This is a genomic window from Bradyrhizobium sp. BWA-3-5 (genome assembly GCF_032917985.1).
GTDB lineage: Bacteria > Pseudomonadota > Alphaproteobacteria > Rhizobiales > Xanthobacteraceae > Bradyrhizobium.
Genome location: NZ_CP136626.1, coordinates 5,832,250 through 5,850,806, shown reverse-complemented (window position 1 = coordinate 5,850,806; position 18,557 = coordinate 5,832,250). Strand labels below are relative to the sequence as shown.

Annotated in this window: 19 protein-coding genes; 12 read left to right on the top strand and 7 right to left on the bottom strand. The window is 63.3% G+C overall.

Going from position 1 to position 18,557, the window contains the following annotated elements; translation table 11 throughout:
* Positions 1-38: 38 nt before the first annotated feature.
* Entirely contained in the window at positions 39-593 is a 555-nt protein-coding gene (locus RX331_RS28275) for a histidine phosphatase family protein (protein ID WP_317252879.1), read from the bottom strand.
* 94 nt (positions 594-687) lie between these two features.
* On the opposite strand from RX331_RS28275, the gene RX331_RS28270 reads away from it, so the two are divergent.
* The 5 genes from RX331_RS28270 to RX331_RS28250 all read left to right on the top strand — a co-directional run bounded on the left by RX331_RS28270 (position 688) and on the right by RX331_RS28250 (position 8,555).
* A complete protein-coding gene (locus RX331_RS28270) occupies positions 688-2,172 on the top strand; it encodes an FAD-binding oxidoreductase (protein WP_317252878.1) in 1,485 nt (494 codons plus the stop codon).
* 63 nt (positions 2,173-2,235) lie between these two features.
* Complete coding sequence (gene msrB, locus RX331_RS28265; RefSeq protein WP_317252877.1) at positions 2,236-2,736, top strand: peptide-methionine (R)-S-oxide reductase MsrB; 501 nt, start codon at positions 2,236-2,238, stop codon at positions 2,734-2,736.
* A 190-nt stretch (positions 2,737-2,926) separates the two neighbouring features.
* Complete coding sequence (locus RX331_RS28260) at positions 2,927-4,738, top strand: flagellar hook-basal body complex protein (RefSeq protein ID WP_317252876.1); 1,812 nt, start codon at positions 2,927-2,929, stop codon at positions 4,736-4,738.
* Positions 4,739-4,783: 45 nt separating this feature from the next.
* Positions 4,784-6,670 (top strand): flagellar hook-associated protein FlgK, encoded by a 1,887-nt coding sequence (gene flgK / locus RX331_RS28255; protein ID WP_317252875.1) that lies wholly within the window; start codon positions 4,784-4,786, stop codon positions 6,668-6,670.
* Between the two features lie 7 nt (positions 6,671-6,677).
* Positions 6,678-8,555, top strand: coding sequence for a flagellar protein (locus tag RX331_RS28250; RefSeq protein ID WP_317252874.1), 1,878 nt, complete (start codon positions 6,678-6,680; stop codon positions 8,553-8,555).
* Positions 8,556-8,622: 67 nt separating this feature from the next.
* Here RX331_RS28250 and flbT read toward each other — a convergent pair whose 3' ends face one another.
* Positions 8,623-9,051, bottom strand: a complete 429-nt coding sequence (gene flbT, locus RX331_RS28245) for a flagellar biosynthesis repressor FlbT (RefSeq protein WP_317252873.1) — start codon at positions 9,049-9,051, stop codon at positions 8,623-8,625.
* Between the two features lie 351 nt (positions 9,052-9,402).
* Between flbT and RX331_RS28240 the strand changes: the two genes are divergently transcribed.
* The 3 genes from RX331_RS28240 to RX331_RS28230 all read left to right on the top strand — a co-directional run bounded on the left by RX331_RS28240 (position 9,403) and on the right by RX331_RS28230 (position 12,733).
* Positions 9,403-11,670 (top strand): DUF1522 domain-containing protein, encoded by a 2,268-nt coding sequence (locus RX331_RS28240; RefSeq protein WP_317252872.1) that lies wholly within the window; start codon positions 9,403-9,405, stop codon positions 11,668-11,670.
* 307 nt (positions 11,671-11,977) lie between these two features.
* A complete protein-coding gene (gene flaF / locus RX331_RS28235) occupies positions 11,978-12,343 on the top strand; it encodes a flagellar biosynthesis regulator FlaF (RefSeq protein ID WP_317252871.1) in 366 nt (121 codons plus the stop codon).
* A gap of 24 nt (positions 12,344-12,367) precedes the next feature.
* Complete coding sequence (locus RX331_RS28230) at positions 12,368-12,733, top strand: hypothetical protein (RefSeq protein WP_317252870.1); 366 nt, start codon at positions 12,368-12,370, stop codon at positions 12,731-12,733.
* Between the two features lie 13 nt (positions 12,734-12,746).
* Here the strand turns inward: RX331_RS28230 and RX331_RS28225 are convergent, their stop codons facing one another.
* The 4 genes from RX331_RS28225 to RX331_RS28210 form a co-directional block, all read right to left on the bottom strand.
* Positions 12,747-13,127, bottom strand: coding sequence for a hypothetical protein (locus RX331_RS28225; RefSeq protein ID WP_317252869.1), 381 nt, complete (start codon positions 13,125-13,127; stop codon positions 12,747-12,749).
* A 152-nt stretch (positions 13,128-13,279) separates the two neighbouring features.
* Positions 13,280-13,777, bottom strand: a complete 498-nt coding sequence (locus RX331_RS28220) for a hypothetical protein (RefSeq protein WP_317252868.1) — start codon at positions 13,775-13,777, stop codon at positions 13,280-13,282.
* A gap of 17 nt (positions 13,778-13,794) precedes the next feature.
* Positions 13,795-14,133, bottom strand: a complete 339-nt coding sequence (flgJ, locus tag RX331_RS28215; RefSeq protein ID WP_317252867.1) for a flagellar assembly peptidoglycan hydrolase FlgJ — start codon at positions 14,131-14,133, stop codon at positions 13,795-13,797.
* A complete protein-coding gene (locus RX331_RS28210; RefSeq protein WP_317252866.1) occupies positions 14,133-15,257 on the bottom strand; it encodes a flagellar basal body P-ring protein FlgI in 1,125 nt (374 codons plus the stop codon). The genes flgJ and RX331_RS28210 overlap by 1 nt, the downstream gene beginning before the upstream one ends.
* 267 nt (positions 15,258-15,524) lie before the next feature.
* Between RX331_RS28210 and RX331_RS28205 the strand changes: the two genes are divergently transcribed.
* Complete coding sequence (locus RX331_RS28205) at positions 15,525-15,941, top strand: flagellar assembly protein FliX (RefSeq protein WP_317252865.1); 417 nt, start codon at positions 15,525-15,527, stop codon at positions 15,939-15,941.
* Positions 15,942-16,009: 68 nt separating this feature from the next.
* Here RX331_RS28205 and RX331_RS28200 read toward each other — a convergent pair whose 3' ends face one another.
* Positions 16,010-16,399 (bottom strand): helix-turn-helix domain-containing protein, encoded by a 390-nt coding sequence (locus RX331_RS28200; RefSeq protein ID WP_317252864.1) that lies wholly within the window; start codon positions 16,397-16,399, stop codon positions 16,010-16,012.
* 115 nt (positions 16,400-16,514) lie between these two features.
* Here RX331_RS28200 and RX331_RS28195 point away from each other — a divergent pair, with 115 nt between their 5' ends.
* From RX331_RS28195 to RX331_RS28185, 3 genes are all read left to right on the top strand, one after another.
* A complete protein-coding gene (locus tag RX331_RS28195; RefSeq protein WP_317252863.1) occupies positions 16,515-17,126 on the top strand; it encodes an NAD(P)-dependent oxidoreductase in 612 nt (203 codons plus the stop codon).
* Between the two features lie 209 nt (positions 17,127-17,335).
* Positions 17,336-17,701, top strand: coding sequence for an RNA polymerase-binding protein DksA (gene dksA / locus RX331_RS28190; protein ID WP_141686941.1), 366 nt, complete (start codon positions 17,336-17,338; stop codon positions 17,699-17,701).
* A 67-nt stretch (positions 17,702-17,768) separates the two neighbouring features.
* Positions 17,769-18,554, top strand: a complete 786-nt coding sequence (locus RX331_RS28185; protein WP_317252862.1) for a 2-keto-4-pentenoate hydratase — start codon at positions 17,769-17,771, stop codon at positions 18,552-18,554.
* Positions 18,555-18,557: the final 3 nt, after the last annotated feature.

Below are 18,557 nucleotides of genomic sequence, written 5' to 3'. Positions count from 1 at the left end.
CCGAGCTTAGCACCGACGGCGATGGATGTCCGCCCGCCTCAATCGTCCAGCGCCTGCTTCAGCAGTTTCGGGCTGGTGAAGCGCACGAGCTTGCCGCGGCGGAACGCCACCTCACTCCAGTCGTCGATCGCAAAATCCAGGATCGCAAGGCCGGCGGTTGGCAGATTGTCTTCAAGTGATTTCTTCGCCGCTGCATCGCCGCTGCCGGCGAGCATCAGCGCCAGCTCGTGCATGCCGGGATTGTGGCCGACCAGCATCAGCCGCTCGGGATCAGCGACCTCGGCCATGCGGATGATCTGCAGGAGTTGCGCCGGCTCGGCGCCGTAGATCTCGTCGAGCAGCTCGACGTGGGGCTGCGGCGGCCTATCCCGCACTGCATCCTTGATCGCCTCGCGGGCGATCTCCCAGGTCTGCCGCGCCCGTACCGCAGTGGAAACCAGAACGGTGTCCGGGAAGGGCGGATGCCGGCCGATCCAGGTTCCAATGGCAGCAGCATCCAGCCGGCCGCGCTCGTCGAGACGGCGGTCGTGGTCGTGGCCCGAAGGCGCGTCGTGTTCGGTCTTGGCGTGACGCAGCAGCATCAAACGGCGCATGGGCGCAATCTCGATTCGGTCTTAGTCTGGACTAATCTACAAGCTCATGTCCCGGACAAGGTGACAAGCGCCGCAGCGGTCCGTAAGTAAGGCCATGCCCGAGACTTTCTCAAGTGCGACCAACGGCCCTGAGGATGACACGCCTTTCCGCTCGCGCCTTTCCTTCGACCTGGATGTTGACATTTGCGTGGTGGGGGCCGGCCTTGCCGGCCTGACGGTGGCGCTGGAGGCCGCGCGCCTCGGGGCCAGCGTGGCGGTGCTCGAAGGCCGGCATGTCGGCTGGAACGCCTCCGGCCATCAGCTCGGCACCGTCATGCCGGGCTACAGCCTTCCGGTCGGCGACCTGATCGAGCGAGTCGGCCTCGAGGACGCGCGCGAATTATGGGCGATGTCGAAGGAGGGCGCCGACTACGTTCGGGCCTCCGCTACGGCGATGCAGGGAATTGCACTGAGCGAGGGCGCGCTGGAGGTCTCCAACGTCGATGCCGGTGAGTCGCTGATCAGCCGGCTGCAGACGCTCGGCGAGGATTTCGAGACCGAGGTCGAGGGATGGCAGGTCGATCGCGTTCGCGATCAGCTCGGCACGGCACGCTATTTCCACGGCATCTATTTTCCGCGCGCCTTCCAGATCGACGGCCGTAAATACATCCACGGCCTTGCCGCGCAGGCGAGGCGGGCGGGCGCGCGCATCTTCGAGGATACGCCCGTTGTCAGCATCGATCCGTCGGGCATTCGCAAGCGCATCGTGACGCCCTCGGCGCGGCTGCGCGCCTCGCATATCGTGCTGGCCGGCAACGTCCATCTTGGCGCGCCGCTGCGCCGCCTGTCGGAGACGCTGTTGCCGGTCTGGCGCTATGCCGCAGTGACGGAGCCGCTCGGCGATCGGCTTGGCGCAGTGATCGCCTTCAAGGGGTCGGTGGCCGACAGCGATGGCATCGACCATTTCCGGATCGTGGATGGCGACCGCCTGATGTGGGCGAGCCCGGAAACCACCTGGGATGCACGGCCCGGCCGGTTCGGGCCCGCTATTGCCCGCCGCATTGCCACCGTGTTCCCGCGGCTCGGCAAGGTCCCGATATCTGATGTCTTCGGCGGCGCAGTCGGGGTCACCGTGCATGGCATGCCGCAGATTGGCCAGTTGCGCAAAGGACTGTGGGTGGCGAGCGGCTTCGGCCGGCATGGGCTGAACACCTCGGCGATGGCGGGGCAGGTGATTGCCCGCAGCATTCTCTGGGGCGAGGACCGCTGGAAGCTGTTCTCGCCTTTCGAGCTGGTCTGGGCTGGCGGCGCGACCGGCCGCGTCGCGGGCCATCTGATTGGACTTTGGGCGCGCGGTCAGTCGGCAGCGGCAGGGGCGCTCGCCCGCTACCGCGAAGGCGCCCGTGCTCGCGAGCGCGTTCGCGAGGCGCGGCTCGCGGAGGCCAACCGGCAGGCCGGAACCAGGCCGCGCCGCCCGCCGCCGGGCGCCGCGGCACGGCCGATGCGGCCGCAACCGCCGCGGCCGGCCGCGCCACAGGACGGCGGGATGCCAGCGGCTTCCTCGCAGGAAAGTGAGAGAATTCCGGGCGGATCCGTGTAACGTCTACGTTCCGGGGCCGTAATTGATGGCGAACCGTTATGTCCGCCACGCACGGAGACTTCCATGTTCGACCGCCGTTTTCTGCTCGCATCCGTCGCCGGCCTGTTTGGCCTCGCTGCTTTCCGCTGGCTGCGCGCGACGCCGGCGCAGGCCGCCGAGAAGTTCGAGATTGAAAAGACCGACGCCGAATGGCGCGCGCAGCTCACGCCGCAACAATATGACATCCTGCGCAAGCACGGCACCGAGCGGCCGGGTTCGAGCCCGCTGCTGAAGGAAAAACGCAAGGGCGTCTTTGCCTGCGCCGGATGCGACCTGCCGCTGTTCTCCTCCGACACCAAATACGAGAGCGGCACCGGTTGGCCGAGTTTCTGGCAGCCGCTCGACAATGCGCTGGGCAAGACCGAGGACCGCACCTTCGGCATGACGCGCACCGAGGTGCATTGCCGCCGCTGCGGCGGCCATCTCGGTCACGTCTTCGATGACGGTCCGCAGCCGACCGGCTTGCGCTACTGCATCGACGGCTTCGGGATGGTGTTTCACCCGGCCGGTCCGCAGGCCTCCTAGGCGGCGCCCACCCGGCAATAGTTGCCTCGCTCGGCAAATGTGCCCCGGTCCCAAGACCGGGGCCTTTTTCTTAAGGGTATGATTTTTCTATTATTTATGGTTTGGCACGACGCTTGCGACATGTTCTCCCGACGCGGCCCGGGTTTTCTGAGACCGGCGAGCCGCCCGGATCGAATTTGGAGAACATGTCATGGGTATCTTCGGCGCTCTCACCACCGCGGTCGGCGGCCTTCGCGCCAACTCCTACGCGCTGGAAAACGTCTCGGGCAACATTGCCAACTCGCAGACCACGGCTTTCAAGCGCATCGATACCTCTTTCCTGGATCTGATCCCGCAGACCGCCACCACCGCGCAGCTTGCCGGCGGCGTCACCACGCAATCCCGCTCCACCAACTCGGTGCAGGGCGACGTGCAGACCGCCTCGGTCGCGACCTTCATGGCGATCAACGGCAACGGCTTCTTCGCGGTGCAAAAGCCCGGCAACTTCACCGACGGCACGCCGGTGTTCGACGGCGTCGACCGGTTCACGCGTCGCGGCGACTTCCAGCTCGACAAGAGCGGCTATCTCGTCAATGGCGCCGGCTACTATCTGCAGGGCGTGCCGATCGACCCGACCACGGGCAACCCGTCCGGCAGCTCGCCGCAGGTTCTAAGATTCCAGAACGACTTCCTGCCGGCGCAGCAGACCACGAGGATCGACTATCGCGCCAACCTCGCCAGCTATCCGCTGACCACCAAGCATGACGTTTCCGTTCCCGGGTCGGAATTGATCGTGCCCGGATCGTACAGCGCCGGACACAATCCGCTGGCGCTTGGCACGCCGGCGGCGCCCTATACCGACGCCTCGCGAAGCGGCACCACCCAGAACAACAAGGCGACGCCGTCGGTTGCAAATACGGCCGCGACCCTGCTCAGCGGCGCGTCCGGCACCAACTCGATCTCCACCAATTTCGTCGCGGGCGACACCATCACGGTCAACGGCCAAACCCTTCTCTTCATGGCGTCGGGCACCGCCTCCGGCGCCAACCAGATCAACGTCGACGACGACATCGGAACCTTGCTGGCCAAGATCGACGCGCTCCAGCAAACCTCAACCCCATCGACGATCGCCTCCGGCTCGATCACGCTGCACTCCGGTACGAACTTCAACCTCTCGATCTCGAGTTCGAACACCGCAGCCTGGGCTGCCCTCGGCTTTACCGGCACGGTGACGGCGACGCGCGGCGGCGGCGGCGGCGTCGGCACAGGTCAGGTCGTCGGCAATGACAACTCGACGTTCCTCGCCGAGTCGATCGCGGGCGGTGCGGTTACGACTTACGACATCTCGGGCGCGCCGGTGAACCTGCAGTTCCGCTGGGCCAAGGTCGACAGCGCTTCGCTTGGCGCCGGCCACACCGACACCTGGAACCTGTTCTACCAGGTCAATCCCAACGCCACCGGCACTCAGGTCTCGTGGCAGAACGTCAATACCAACTTCACCTTCTCGGCGTCCGGGCAGATGACGCCGGCGATTCCGTCGGTGGAACTGACCAATGCCGTCGTCAACGGCGTCGCGCTCGGCAGCCCAGTCATCAACTTCGGCACCGGAGGTGTCACCCAGTTCGCGGATGCCAACGGCAACGTACAGGTCAACCAGATCCAGCAGGACGGCTTCCCGGCCGGCCAGTTGCAGTCCGTCGGCGTCGGTACCAACGGCCGGATCGTCGGCAACTATTCCAACGGCCGCAACCTCGACCTCGCCGAAATCTCGGTCGCGACCTTCAACGGCACCAACTTCCTCAAGCGCGTCAATGGCGGCGCGTTCGAGATGACCGACGGATCCGGACAGGCGCTGTACGGCAAGGCCGGAACCATCGTCGGCTCGTCGCTGGAAGGCTCCAACACCGATATCGCCGACGAGTTCACCAAGCTGATCGTCACGCAGCAGGCTTACTCGGCGAACACCAAGGTCATCACCACCTCCAACACGATGGTGCAGGATCTGTTGAACGTGCTGCGATAGTTCGCCGCGACCGTTCGCGATGCGATTTGAGATGGGCAATTAGTCATGGGTTTGAGTCAAGCTCTCTCCACCGCAATGTCCGGCCTGCGTGCGACGCAAGCTGCGATTTCGCTGGTCGGATCGAACGTCGCCAACGCGGAAACGCCCGGTTACGTCAGGAAGTCGGTCATCCAGTCCGCCGGCGTCACCGGCGACTACGGATCGAGCGTTCTGCTCAACGGCGTCGACCGTCAGCTCGACCAGTATCTGCAGACGGCGCTGCGCACCGAGACCTCCGGCGCGGCCTATGCTGATATCCGTTCGACCTTCCTGCAAAATCTGCAGAGCGTTTATGGCAACCCTTCTGAGACCGGCACCATCGAGGATGCGTTCAACAAGCTGTTGACCGCATTTCAGGGCCTGTCGACGAGCCCGGACTCTCAGTCGGCGCGGATCGGTGCGGTCAACGCCGCGCAGACCATGGCGCAGACGCTCAATGCGACGACACAAGGCATTCAGAACCTTCGCGCCAACGCCGAGATGGGCATCAACGATTCCATCGTTACGGCCAACAACGCGATGGCCCAGATCGCGTTCATCAACAACCAGCTTCAGAACAACGGCAAGACCGACGCGGCGACCGCGTCGCTGCTCGACCAGCGCGATCAATATATCACGCAATTGTCGTCGCTGATGGACATCAGAACCGTCGTCAACGACCTCAATCAGGTGACGGTTTTCACGAATTCCGGCGTGCAGCTCGTCGGCACCGAAGCGGCGCAGCTCAGCTTCAATCCGCAGGGCACGATGACGCCCAACACGCTGTACAATCCGACCGATCCGTCCAAGAGCAACGTCGGCACCATCACGATCAATTTCCCGCACGGCGGCAGCTACGATCTGGTATCCACCAACTCGATTCGCTCGGGCAAGATCGCCGCCTACCTCGAGCTGCGCGACAATACGCTGGTGAAAGCGCAGGCGCAGATCGACCAGTTCGCGGCGGCAATGTCGAGCGCGCTATCGGACAAGACGACCGCCGGCGCCGCTGCTCCTGCGTCCGTCCTGCCGCAGGCAGGCTACGACCTCGATCTCACCGGATTGCAGTCGGGCAATGTCATTCACGTCAGCTACAAGGACAACACCACCGGCGTCACGCACAATCTATCGATCGTACGCGTCGACGATCCAAGCGTGTTGCCGCTGAGCAATACCGCGACGCTCGACCCGAACGACGAGGTGCTCGGCGTCAATTTTTCCGGCGGCATGGCGTCGGTCGTGTCCCAGCTCAACGCCGCGCTTGGGCCGACCGCCAATCTGCAATTCTCAAATCCGTCAGGCTCGACCTTGCGCGTGCTGGACGACGGCGCGACCAATCGCTCGGATGTGCTCTCGGCCTCGGTCACCACGACGATTTCGTCGCTCACCAGCGGCAATGCGCAGCTTCCGCTGTTCACCGACAATGGCGGGCTCTACACCGGCGCTCTGACGGCCAACGGTCCCCAGGTGACGGGGCTTGCCGGTCGCATCAGCGTCAATCTCGGGCTGCTCGGCGATCCCTCGCGTACCATCGTGTTTTCCACCAGCCCGTTGACACCCGCGGGCGACACCACGCGCTCCGACTTCATCCTCACGCAGCTGCAGACGGGAAGTTATCGCTATTCGCCGCAAACCGGCATCGGCACCACAGGCGCGCCGTTCACCGGGACGCTATTGAACTTCGCCAAGCAATTCATTAGCCAGCAGGGCGAAGCTGCGACCTCGGCGAAGCAACTCGCTGACGGCCAGGCCGTGGTGCTGAATACACTGCAGAAGAAGGTGACGGATGCCTCCGGCGTCAATATCGACGACGAGATGGCGCATCTGCTCGCGTTGCAAAATGCCTATTCCGCCAATGCGCGGGTGATGTCGTCCATCAAGCAGATGTACGACACGCTGATCCAGGCCATGTGAGGGTTTCATGTCGATTGATGGCGTTAACGGCCGGACATCCTATATCGGCAGCTCGATCATCGGTCTGCGCAGGCAGCTGGATGAACTGACGCAGCAGCTCGCCAGCGGCCGGGTCTCGACGACCTATGCGGGGGAGGGCGCCAATCGGGGCTTTGCGCTCAGCCTGCGCGCGCAGGTCAGCGGCATCGATGCCTTTGCGGATACCGCCAAGAACGTCAATACGCGGCTCAGCGTCGTCAATCTCGCGCTGCAGAGCATGATCGACATCGGAAAGTCGGTGAAGAGCGCAGCGAGCACGTCGACCATCGTGCTCAACGACAGCGGTCAGACCTCCGGCCAGATCACGGCGCAAGCTGCGTTCTCGAACGCGGTGTCGCTGCTCAACAGCCAGTCGGGCGACCGCTATCTGTTTTCCGGCCGCACCACCGACGCGGCGGCGACGGTGCCGGCCGATGTCATGCTCAATGGCATCGGCACGCAGGCCGGACTGAAACAGTTGATCAACGAGCGCCGTCAGGCCGATCAGGGCGTCGGCAACATGGGACATCTGACGGTTTCATCGCCGCCGCTCACGACCACGGTGACTAGCCTCGCCGAGGACGGCTCGTCGTTCGGCCTGAAACTGGGGGCAATCACCTCGTCGTTGACGGGCGCGACCGTGACGCAGCCGGGCGGCACACCGCCGGCGGCGACGATCGACCTCGGCGCCGTTAATCCGAACGATGGCGAGAAGGTCACCTTCAACTTCAATCTTCCCGATGGCACCAGCGAGGCGATCACGCTGACGGCGACCACGACGAATCCGCCGCCCGCCGGCTCCTTTCTGATCGGCGCCGATACGGCCGCGACCACGGTCAATCTGCAGGCCGCGTTGACGTCCTCGGTGCAGACGCTGAGCGACACCTCGCTGGTTGCGGCCTCGGCGATCGCCGCGTCCAATAACTTCTTCAATCCGTCGGCAACGGTGATCGGAAGCGCCGTCAACAACCAGAATACCGTGCCGGGGCCGATTACCGGGGCGACGCTGCTTTCCGGCCTCGCCGGAACCGATTCGCTCGCCGCCAGCTTTGCCGCCGGCGACACCATCACCGTGAACGGCACGCCGATTACCTTCGTGGCATCAGGTGCGACTGGCAACCAGCTCAACGTCACCGACAGCGTGCAGACGCTGCTTGCCAAGATCGATTCGATCACCGGGACCACGACGCCGTCGACGGTCACCGGCGGCGTAATTGCGCTGCATGGTGGCGATGGCGATGCGCTGTCGATCTCGAGCTCGAACGCCGCGGCCTTCACGGCGCTTGGCTTCAGCGGCACGCCGAGCGCGAATCCCGCGCCGCTGCGTGTCAACGGCCCGCCGTTTGCAACAGCCACGAATCTCATCGGCGGCACTTCGACAAACACAGTGTCGTGGTATACCGGAGAAATTGGAACTGATCCGGCACGCGGCACCGCGATCGCGCGTATCGATCAATCGGCCACCGTGCAATACGGCGCGCGTGCCAATGAGCAGGCGCTGCGCTATCAGTTGCAGAATATCGCGGTGTATGCCGCGGTGACCACCAACGCCAACAATCCGAATTCGAAGGCGCAGGTAAACGCGCTGCAGCAGCGGATTTCGGCAAACCTGGCGCCGCAGACCGGACAGCAGTCGATCCAGGACATGCAGGCGGAATTCGCCGGCGCGCAAAACGCCATCAAGATGTCAACCGACCGGCAGACCCAGCTCAAGGGAATGGCGCAGACCATGCTTGATCAGATCGAGGGCATCAACCAGGACGAGGTCGCTACCAAGATTCTGGCGCTGCAGACCAGCCTGCAGGCTTCGTATCAGACCACCTCGATGCTGTACCAGACCACGCTTACCAAGTTCCTGCCGATCTGATCGAGCGGGTTCGCCTTCGTACAAAAGGCTTCCGCCAGCAGGCCTTCCTCTTTTAAGGCGAGATTCGTTATGCGGATTTGCGATCGGGCTCGTGGGACGATTGCATCTTCCGGGCGCTCTCCAGGATCTGCTCCTCGTGGCCGATTAATTTTTTCGCTTCCTTCAGCGCATGGTAGAGATCGCCATTCAGGGTGTAGTTGTTGATGCCCTCGATGAAAGGCCATGCGCTCGGCATCGTCGTGAGGATGTCGCGCACCAGGCTGAAATAGGTCGGATGGTGCGCCATCGGGTCCGGCGACAGGTACATGAGCTGCACGGCGAGATAGACCAGCTTGGCCGGCGTATCGGCGGTATCGGGCGTGAGGATGTCCTTCTCGCGCAGGATCGGAATCCTGTCGCCGTCGATCAGCAGCCTGGCGCGCTGATCGGTGTTGGTGACCACGCAGGCACCGATGATGATTCGCTCGTGCGGTTTGAGCTCAACTTTCAAGGCCATGCCTGTTCTCCATTGGACGCTTTTTGCGCGCTTTGGTGCCCGCCATGGGAAGGCGCGCTAGGCTTGCGCGTCGAGACCCACGCCCGGCAGATTTTGCATCCTTTCCGATGATGGTTAACCAATGGTGAAGATGCAAAAAGTGCCCGTTTGGCGGGGACTTATTGCAGTGGCCAGTAGAAATACGGAATCAGTTCCGGTACGGCGGATCAATTTCAAATTCATCGTCTTTGCGGGCGACTTATCCGGCCAAATTCATTTTTTCTTAGAGACTCGCTCGCAGAGTGGACCGGTCGCCTGATCGAGAGATCGGGATAGTGGTTCGTTTAATTTCACACCAGAAAGGTATGAAAGATGTCCGGTATTGTTCTCTCCGCTTCGGTTCGCCAGAACCTCCTCTCGCTGCAGTCGACCGCGGATCTGCTCGCCACCACGCAGAACCGCCTTGCCACCGGCAAGAAGGTCAACACGGCCCTCGATAACCCCACCAACTTCTTCACCGCGCAGTCGCTCGATTCGCGCGCCAGTGACATCAACAATCTGCTCGACGGCATCGGCAACGGCGTGCAGGTGCTGCAGGCCGCCAATACCGGCATCACCTCGCTGCAGAAGCTGGTCGACACCGCAAAGTCGATCGCTAACCAGGCGCTGCAGAGCGCGGTCGGCTACTCCACCAAGTCGAACGTGTCGGCCACGATCCCCGGCGCCACCGCGACCGACCTGCGCGGCACCACGACCTACACCAGCGCCATCGCATCCTCAAACGTGCTGTACTCCGGCGCCGCCGGCGGCACGACTGCTGCGGATGCAAACACGACCCTGGGCGGTGTGGTTGGCACATTGACGGGCTCCGCCGCCATCAACGCGGCGACGACGAAGGCTTCGCTGTTGAACGGCACCGCAGCCGTGAGCGACGCCAACGCCCAGGTCAATGCGGGCGACGTCATCACCGTCAACGGCAAGACGATTACCTTTGCCGCGGGCGACGCTCCCGGCGTCAACGGCTCGACCAACACCGCTCCAGCGGGCTTTACCCAGCTGGCCGTGTCTGCCGGCGTCACGACTGGCAACGTCTATAGCGACGCAAACGGCAATTCGATCGTCTATCTGGGCGGAACGTCAGGCTCGCCGGTGAAGGCGTCGGTCGGTGACCTTATGGCCGCGATTGACATTGCCAGCGGTGCACAGAGCAACGTCGCCGGTGTCTTGACCCCGAATGCCGGCCAAAGCCCTTCCACCATCACCGCCGGCGTCTTGGCGTTCAAGAGCTCGACCGGTGCCGATCTGTCCATCACGGGCAAGGCCGACACCCTCGCTGCGCTGAAGCTGACGGGTTCGCTCGGCGCTGGCAATGTCACGGTCGGCGCTGCCCGCACCACCGCTGCAGGTAGCCTCGGCAACTTGATCCAGGACGGCTCGACGCTGAACGTCGATGGCAAGACCATCACGTTCAAGAACGCGCCGACCCCGGCTGCGTCCGCCACCCATACCGGTGTCAGCGGCGCGGTCGAGACCGACGGCAACGGCAACTCGACGGTCTATCTGCAGGCTGCGAAGCTCTCCGACGTGCTGAATGCGATCGATCTCGCCACCGGCGTTCAGACGGCAACGCTTGCCGCCGGCGGTGCGACGTTCGCAGCCGCTGCGGGGCAGACGAAGTCCTCGATCAACTCCAGCGGCGCGCTGCAGATCTCGACCGGCACGAACGCCGATCTGGCGATCGTCGGTACCGGCAACGCGCTCTCCGCGCTCGGCCTGACCGGCAACACCGGAACGGGCACCAGCTTCACCGCGGGCCGCACCGCAGCCGCCGGCAGCCTCTCCGGCAAGACCTTGACCTTCACCTCCTTCAACGGCGGCACCGCGGTCAACGTCACCTTCGGCGACGGCTCCAACGGCACGGTCAAGACGCTCGACCAGCTCAATGCCGCGCTGCTGGCCAACAACCTGAGCGCAACGATCGACTCGACCGGCAAGCTGACGATCGCCGCAAGCAACGACTACGCTTCGTCGACCCTCGGTTCGCCGACGGCAGGCGGCGCGATCGGCGGCACGCTGACGACCGCGATCACCTTCACCACCCCGTCTGCCCCGGTGGTCGACGCGTCGGCGCAGACCGTTCGCAGCAACCTGGTGAGCCAGTTCAACGGCATCCTGTCGCAGATCACCACCACCGCGCAGGACGCATCGTTCAACGGCATCAACCTGCTCGGCGGCGATCAGCTCAAGCTGACGTTCAACGAAACCGGCAAGTCGACGCTGAACATCACCGGCGTCAACTTCAATGCCGCCGGTCTCGGCCTGGCGAACCTGGTCAGCGGCACCGACTTCATCGACAACTCCGCGACCAACAAGGTCATCACCAACCTGGCTGCGGCCTCGACGCTGCTGCGTACGCAGGCTTCCGCCCTGGGTTCGAACCTCTCGATCGTGCAGATCCGTCAGGACTTCTCGAAGAACCTGATCAACGTGCTGCAGACCGGTTCGTCGAACCTGACGCTGGCCGACACCAACGAGGAAGCGGCGAACAGCCAGGCGCTGTCGACCCGCCAGTCGATCGCGGTGTCCGCGCTGGCGCTGGCCAACCAGAGCCAGCAGAGCGTGCTGCAGTTGCTGCGCTAAGCGTCACGTTAGCGTCAACGATCAAAGCGGCGGAGGAAACTCCGCCGCTTTTTCTTGATCGATTTTCTCGATTCGAGAAGTAGAATCGCCAGCCTGACGAAAAACAACGAAGCGAAAAATTTTGGCTTCGATCTTAATTCCATCAGAACCTGATGGTCGGCATGCTGACGAAAATATGGAATTTGCCGGCGAAACGACACAATGGGTAACGCCTGCTAACCATATTTAAAGGCACTACCTGTATGAAAGTTGGGCAGTTTTTCGAAGTCCCGCGGTCCTTGCAAACCGCTCCCATCGAGGTTCGTGAATGTCTAATGCAGCCCAGGCCTACGCGCGTACATCGCAGACGACGACTTCTCCCCGTGACATCGAAGCGCAGGCGCTGCTGAAGGCCGCACGGCAACTTCAGGAAGTTCAATCGAACTGGAGTGGTCCCGACACGGCCATGCACAACGCGTTGCTGTTCAACCGCCGGCTCTGGTCGATCTTCATGAGCGCCGCGCAGGCGGAAGAGAATCCTCAGCCGATCGAAGTGCGGCAGAACATCGCCAACATCGGTGTCTTCGTGATGAAGCAGACCGTCGACATGCAACTGAATCCGGACCCGGCCAAATTGAAGTCGCTGATCGACATCAACTGCAATCTCGCCGCCGGCCTTGCCGGCCGCGGCTGAACCGGTTCATGCGAGTGTGCCAGGATGGCTGACCTCTGGAGCATCATCTCAGCCAACTACAAGACGGTGGGAGCGACCGTCCCGTCCAAGACCCCGTACGTGGCGGTCGATCCCAATCTCTATGAAGGCAGTTGGACGGGAAAGTATCCTGACAATAAATCGTTCACGTTCACGATCTCGAACGTCACGGGCTTTCGCGCCAAGGTGCAGTACCAGAGCGGCGGCACCAACAAATTCCAGGAAGTCCTGATCAAGGACAATTCATTCCGGATCGGCGACACCAGGTTCACGCTGGCTGCCCTTGGAAAAGCGCAGATCAAGAACGTCGTCACTGACGCGGCGAGCGGCCAGACCTATCTCGACCAGGCCTACGCATCGCGAAACGGCTAGCTGAACTTGCTTCTCAAGCCTTGCGATCGGTGGCGCGAAGACGCTGCGGCGCGTCCTTGGTCAGGTCGAGGGTGTGGAAATAGGCGCGGCGGCGCAGTACGGCTTCCTCGGGAAACTGCTTAACGACCTGACTCGTCTTGACATCGACGACCTGATACACGACCGCGCGCGCGTCGCGGTCGATTACGACCTGGTTCGACACTGCGGGATTCGAAATGGAGACGCGGACCGCGGCGGAATCACTGCTGGGACGCGCGCTCGGATCCACCGCCGGGACGCTCTTGCTCGCCGGCAGTTCGGTTGCGACCGCATGTTGAGCCGCCTCGCTCACGTGCTGAACGATCGGCGCGGCAACCGGTGCCCCCACCGGTTTGATGTTGAAATCTGTACTCATGCCAGCCTCCAGGCTTGCTGCGAGTCAAATCCCAACCCCTCGTGGGTTGCAATATAGCCCCCTACATCTCAACACCATGTTAGGGAACACGCTGAATCCCTGTCTGACGGGGACGCGCAAATTTAGTGAAAATTGTAGATAGTCAAATCCGCTTACAGCGAACGGCTGACCGAGAGCGGGGTCATGTTGCGCGGCCCCGGCGCCGCGCGCTGTCCCGAAGCCGTATAGGTGCTCGGGATGTTCTTGCGCTGGATCTCGGCGTTGACGCCGCGCACGATGCCTTCCGAGACCGCATGCGCGGTCGCGAGCACCGTGAGATTGATCTGCAGCATCGCGCGGAAGGTGTCGTGATGGCGGCGCAGCGTGGCGAGCAATTCCGGCGACACCTGCGACAGATATTTTTGCGCGTTCTTGAGACTTTCGACCGTGACCATGTAGCGGCGTGAAAGCTCGCCCTTCTGCTCTTCCAGCCGGATTGCCTCGCGCACCTTGCCGGCGCGAACCAGTTCGGTTTCGCGCTCGATGATGCCGAGCAGCGCGTCCATTACCGCCATCAGGTCTTCCGCGAGCTTGCGCGCCTCGGCCGGCGTGGAGATCGCTCTTGCTGGCGCGGGTGCCGCTGGGGAGCTCGACTGGGGACGCGGATTCATGTCGGGATTCCTTTTGATCAGCCGGCGCGGTTGGCTTGCTGCAGGATCAGGGTGCGGAAGACGGCGTTGGAAATGCCGATGCCGCCGGACTTGGCGAACGATTTCGAGTATTCGTCCGTCAGCATCGAGCGCCAGACGCCGGTGCCGGGCGTGTCGCCGAACGGCCCTTCGCCTTTGACGCCGGTGGTCATCTGCGAAAACATCGAGTTGAGGAACATCGCCTCGAACTCCTCGGCCTTGGCGCGCGTCTTCTTCTGCGCTTCGGGCGAAACCTTGGTCAGCGCATCGGCGAGCTGCAGGTCCTTGCGGCCGTTGATCAGCGCCGCCTTGTTGTAGGTATTGGCGACGGCGTTCATCACATCACCTCGATGTCGGCCTGGATCGCGCCGGCGGCCTTGATCGCCTGCAGGATGCCGATCAGGTCGCGCGGGCCGATGCCGAGCCCGTTAAGGCCATCGACAAGCTGCTGCAGCGAGACGCCATCTTTGACGACCGCGAATTTCTTGCCGTCTTCGCTGACGCTGACGCCGGTGCGCGGCGTCTGCACGGTTCGGCCGCGCGACAGCGGATTGGGCTGGCTCACTTGCGGACTTTCGGAGATCGTTACCGTGAGATTGCCCTGGGCCACGGCCACGGTAGCCACGCGGACGTCGCGGCCCATCACGATGATGCCGGAGCGCTCGTCGATCACGATCTTGGCGGCGAGGTCGGGGTCGACCTGCAACTGCTCGATCTCGGTCAGGAAGGCGACGACGTTGCCCTTGAACTCGGCCGGGATCGAGAGCTGCACGGTGGAGGGATCGATCGGCTCGGCGGTCTTGACGCCGAGGAAGTCGTTGACAGCTGCTGCGATGCGCTTTGCTGTCGTGAAGTCGGCGTTGCGCAGCGCGAGGCGGACATTGGGCAGGCGATTAAGCGCGAATTCGATCTCGCGCTCGATGATGGCGCCGTTGGCGATGCGGCCGACCGTCGGCACGCCGCGCACGATCTTGGCGGCTTCGCCTTCGGCCTGGAAGCCGGAGATCGCCAGCGAGCCCTGGGCGACCGCATAGACGTTGCCGTCGGCGCCGAGCAGGGGGGTGACGAGCAGGGTGCCGCCCTGCAGGTTCTTGGCATCGCCGAGCGCGGAGACGGTGACGTCCATCCGCGTGCCCTGGGTGCCGAAGGCCGGCAGGTTGCCGGTCACCATGACGGCGGCGACGTTGCCGGTGCGGATGGTCGCGCCGCGGATGTTGACGCCCATGCGCTCCAGCATCGCCTGCAGCGATTGCTTGGTGAATGGGATGTTGTTGAGGGTATCGCCGGTGCCGTTGAGGCCGACCACGAGGCCGTAGCCGATCAGCTGGTTCTGCCGCACGCCTTCGATATTGGCGAGGTCCTTGATCCGCGACGTCGCGCTTGCGGACGAAGGCGATAGCGCCAGCGCCAATAGCGCAGCGCAGGCCGCCCAAACCAGTCTTGCCGAACGGATGCTGTGCATCCCGTGCTCCCCTCGAGATATTTACGCCGGACCGCAGCGCCACTCCCATGACGGGCGGTCCGCGATTAACTATGCGAACGCCGTGCCATGCCTCGGCTCTTCTGCAATGCCTTGATATTGCTGAATGTTCGTCGGGGTGCTGGTGTCGCTTCGGCTTCACCATGATGGGCGAAACTGCCGTACCTCGGCAGATTTTGCCGGGCTGTTTACGCGTCATTAACCATAAGAGGGCGAAGGTCGTCCGACTCTCACGGTGAGATCACCACGATGCGCATCTACGGACCGAACGGCACCACGCTTGGATCGCCTGCGAGCCACACGCGGCGAACCAGTTCGACCGGCTTCTCGCTGCCGGAAACGCCGGCTGCGCCCGAAGAGACGCGCTCGGCAGCTGCGCCCAAGGCCGCCGCCAACATCGATGCGCTGCTGGCGCTGCAAGGCGTTGAGGATCCGACGGAGCGCCGCAAGCGTTCGGTAGCGCGGGGCAGGGGGGCGCTCGACGTGCTCGACGAACTCAAGATCGGATTGCTGTCCGGCAATCTCGATGCCGCGACGGTGAACCGGCTGCGCGATGCCGCGGCGAATTTAAAGGCCTCCTCCGGCGACCCCGGCCTCGATGCTGTGCTTTCCGAGATCGAACTTCGGGTCGAGGTCGAACTGGCGAAGGCCGGACAGCGGTTCTAGCTTGCCGAGAGGCCTCGGCGTACTGGATGCCCCGCTTGAAGCCGGGGCATGACGGTGGTGGGAAAGCCTTACGCCGCCATGTCCTTGCGGGCCGCGTCGTAACGGCGCTGTGCGTTCAACACCTCCTTCAGATTGTTCTCCGCCCATTCCCGCAACGGATCGACGGCATCGGCGAGCGTCGCGCCGAGCGGTGTGATCGAATACTCCACCGTGACAGGGACGGTTGCGATGACGCGGCGCTTGATCAGCCCGTCGCGTTCAAGCGATTTGAGAACCTGGCTCAGCATCTTCTGCGAGATGCCTTCAATGGCGCGGCGCAACGCATTGAAACGCATCGGCTCGTTGCGCACGAGAAGCAGGATTAACACCGCCCATTTGTCGCCGACGCGATCGAGAATCTGGCGGGTCGGGCAATCCGCCGAATAGGCGTTCGGTTTTTTCGAGTTGGCGGCTTTCAAGGCGGTTACTCCGGCGTAATCAGGTGACCCAAAAGTGCTCTCTTCACACTTACATTCCTTTCGCTATCTAGTCACCATTGGATACCACATTCGGTTATCGCAAGGGAGACTTTCCATGAAAATCGCCGTCATCGGCGCGTCCGGCAATGCCGGTTCGCGCATCACCGCCGAACTCGTCCGCCGCGGCCACAGCGTCACCGCCATCGTGCGCAATCCCGAAAAAGTCGCGACGCAATCGGGCGTCACCCCGGTCAAGGGCGACGTCGGTGACCAGGCGGGGCTGGCCCGGCTGCTGGCCGGCCATGACGCCGCCATCAGCTCGGTTCGTTTTCTGGCCAGCGATCCGCTCAAGCTGATCGCCGCTGCCAGGGAATCGAAGGTTGGCAGGTACCTCGTCGTCGGCGGCGCCGGCAGCCTTGAAGTGGCACCCGGTGTCCGGTTGGTGACCACCCCGACGTTTCCCGTGGCATACAAGGCCGAAGCCGAGGCGGGCGCCGCGTTTCTCGACGTGCTTCGGGCCGAGAAGGAACTCAACTGGACCTTCCTGTCGCCCTCGGCCCTGTTCGCGGCCGGCGAGCGGACTGGAAAGTTCCGTCTTGGGACCGATCAGCTTTTGACCGGTGCCGACGGAAAAAGCTCGATTTCCTTCGAGGACTTCGCAGTTGCACTCGCCGACGAGGTCGAACGGCCCGCCCATATCCGCCAGCGCTTCACGGTCGGCTATTAGAAAGCGCGGCCCCAATAGCTTTGCCTGTGCAAGGCCTTGGGGGAGATACCCCCAAGGGACCATCAGGGGTAGGGGCGATATTGTCTGTCACAACCCGCCGCTATATAAGGCCCGCGCGGACGGACAATTTTCCGCCCCGCCTTGCACGTGAAGATGGGCTGGCCTTGGAAAAGCTGAAGAATTATCGACCCTCCGAAAAAGAGCCTTTCATGAACGATCGGCAGCGCGAATATTTTCGCGCCAAGCTGCTGGCGTGGAAGGACGAGATCCTGAGGGAATCGAAGATTACCCTGCAGACTCTTCAGGAAGAGAACGTCAATCATCCCGATCTGGCTGACCGCGCCTCTTCCGAAACCGATCGCGCCATCGAACTGCGCGCCCGCGACCGCCAGCGCAAGTTGATCTCCAAGATCGACGCCGCGCTGCAACGCATTGAGGACAATACCTACGGCTACTGCGAGGAGACCGGCGAGCCGATCTCACTCAAGCGGCTGGAGGCCCGCCCCATTGCAACGCTGTCGGTGGAAGCGCAGGAACGTCACGAGAAGCGCGAGAAGGTTTATCGCGACGAGTAGGGCAATGCCTGGCGACTGACCGCGGACGGTCAGCGCTTGCTGGGTGCAAACGAGAAAGCCGCCGCTGATGGACAACATTGTTGCGGCCGCACAGACCATCGCCACGGCCCGCCGCAACCGCGCGCCGCTGGCTTCGCTTCCGGCTGATGTCGTCCCTGCCGACGAGGCGGAAGGTTATCGCATCCAGCGAGCCGTTCACGATCTCCTGTTGCCGCAGACGGGCAGCCTGGTCGGATACAAGATCGGCTGCACCAGTGCGGTGATGCAGGAATATCTCGACATCCCCCATCCCTGCGCCGGCGGCGTGTTTGCCAAGGGCGTTCACGACAGCGGCGCCCGGCTGAGCCACGGGGACTATGTCCGTGTCGGGGTCGAATGCGAGATCGCGGTGCGGCTGGCGCGCAGCCTTGCGCCATCGGAAGCCCCGTTCACCGCGGAGTGGATGATAGAGGCGATCGAGGCCTATTTTCCGGCGATCGAGATCGTCGACGACCGCTACGTCAAATGGGAAACGATGGGCGCACCGACGCTGGTGGCCGATGATTTCTTCGCCGCCGGCTGCGTGCTCGGCAAGGCGGTGCCGCGCACCAAGGCGCCGGACCTGCTCAAGGTGAGGGGACGCGCCATCGTCAACGGCAAGGAGGCCGGTCAGGGCACCGGCGCCGACGTACTCGGCGATCCCCATAATGCGCTGGCCTGGCTCGCCAATCACCTGACCGACGAGGGCAAGGGGCTGCACGCCGGGCAGATCGTTCTCACCGGCAGTCTGGTGAAGACGATATGGCTCGAGGCGGGCGACACCGTGAGGATGGAACTCGACGGCCTGGGCGCCGTGGAAGCGAAATTCACATGAAGC

Coding starts and splice junctions, on each gene's coding strand:
- RX331_RS28275 (WP_317252879.1), bottom strand. CDS start 593: ATGCGCCGTTTGATGCTGCTGCGTCACGCCAAGACCGAACACGACGCG.
- RX331_RS28270 (WP_317252878.1), top strand. CDS start 688: ATGCCCGAGACTTTCTCAAGTGCGACCAACGGCCCTGAGGATGACACG.
- msrB (WP_317252877.1), top strand. CDS start 2,236: ATGTTCGACCGCCGTTTTCTGCTCGCATCCGTCGCCGGCCTGTTTGGC.
- RX331_RS28260 (WP_317252876.1), top strand. CDS start 2,927: ATGGGTATCTTCGGCGCTCTCACCACCGCGGTCGGCGGCCTTCGCGCC.
- flgK (WP_317252875.1), top strand. CDS start 4,784: ATGGGTTTGAGTCAAGCTCTCTCCACCGCAATGTCCGGCCTGCGTGCG.
- RX331_RS28250 (WP_317252874.1), top strand. CDS start 6,678: ATGTCGATTGATGGCGTTAACGGCCGGACATCCTATATCGGCAGCTCG.
- flbT (WP_317252873.1), bottom strand. CDS start 9,051: ATGGCCTTGAAAGTTGAGCTCAAACCGCACGAGCGAATCATCATCGGT.
- RX331_RS28240 (WP_317252872.1), top strand. CDS start 9,403: ATGTCCGGTATTGTTCTCTCCGCTTCGGTTCGCCAGAACCTCCTCTCG.
- flaF (WP_317252871.1), top strand. CDS start 11,978: ATGTCTAATGCAGCCCAGGCCTACGCGCGTACATCGCAGACGACGACT.
- RX331_RS28230 (WP_317252870.1), top strand. CDS start 12,368: ATGGCTGACCTCTGGAGCATCATCTCAGCCAACTACAAGACGGTGGGA.
- RX331_RS28225 (WP_317252869.1), bottom strand. CDS start 13,127: ATGAGTACAGATTTCAACATCAAACCGGTGGGGGCACCGGTTGCCGCG.
- RX331_RS28220 (WP_317252868.1), bottom strand. CDS start 13,777: ATGAATCCGCGTCCCCAGTCGAGCTCCCCAGCGGCACCCGCGCCAGCA.
- flgJ (WP_317252867.1), bottom strand. CDS start 14,133: ATGAACGCCGTCGCCAATACCTACAACAAGGCGGCGCTGATCAACGGC.
- RX331_RS28210 (WP_317252866.1), bottom strand. CDS start 15,257: ATGCACAGCATCCGTTCGGCAAGACTGGTTTGGGCGGCCTGCGCTGCG.
- RX331_RS28205 (WP_317252865.1), top strand. CDS start 15,525: ATGCGCATCTACGGACCGAACGGCACCACGCTTGGATCGCCTGCGAGC.
- RX331_RS28195 (WP_317252863.1), top strand. CDS start 16,515: ATGAAAATCGCCGTCATCGGCGCGTCCGGCAATGCCGGTTCGCGCATC.
- dksA (WP_141686941.1), top strand. CDS start 17,336: ATGAACGATCGGCAGCGCGAATATTTTCGCGCCAAGCTGCTGGCGTGG.
- RX331_RS28185 (WP_317252862.1), top strand. CDS start 17,769: ATGGACAACATTGTTGCGGCCGCACAGACCATCGCCACGGCCCGCCGC.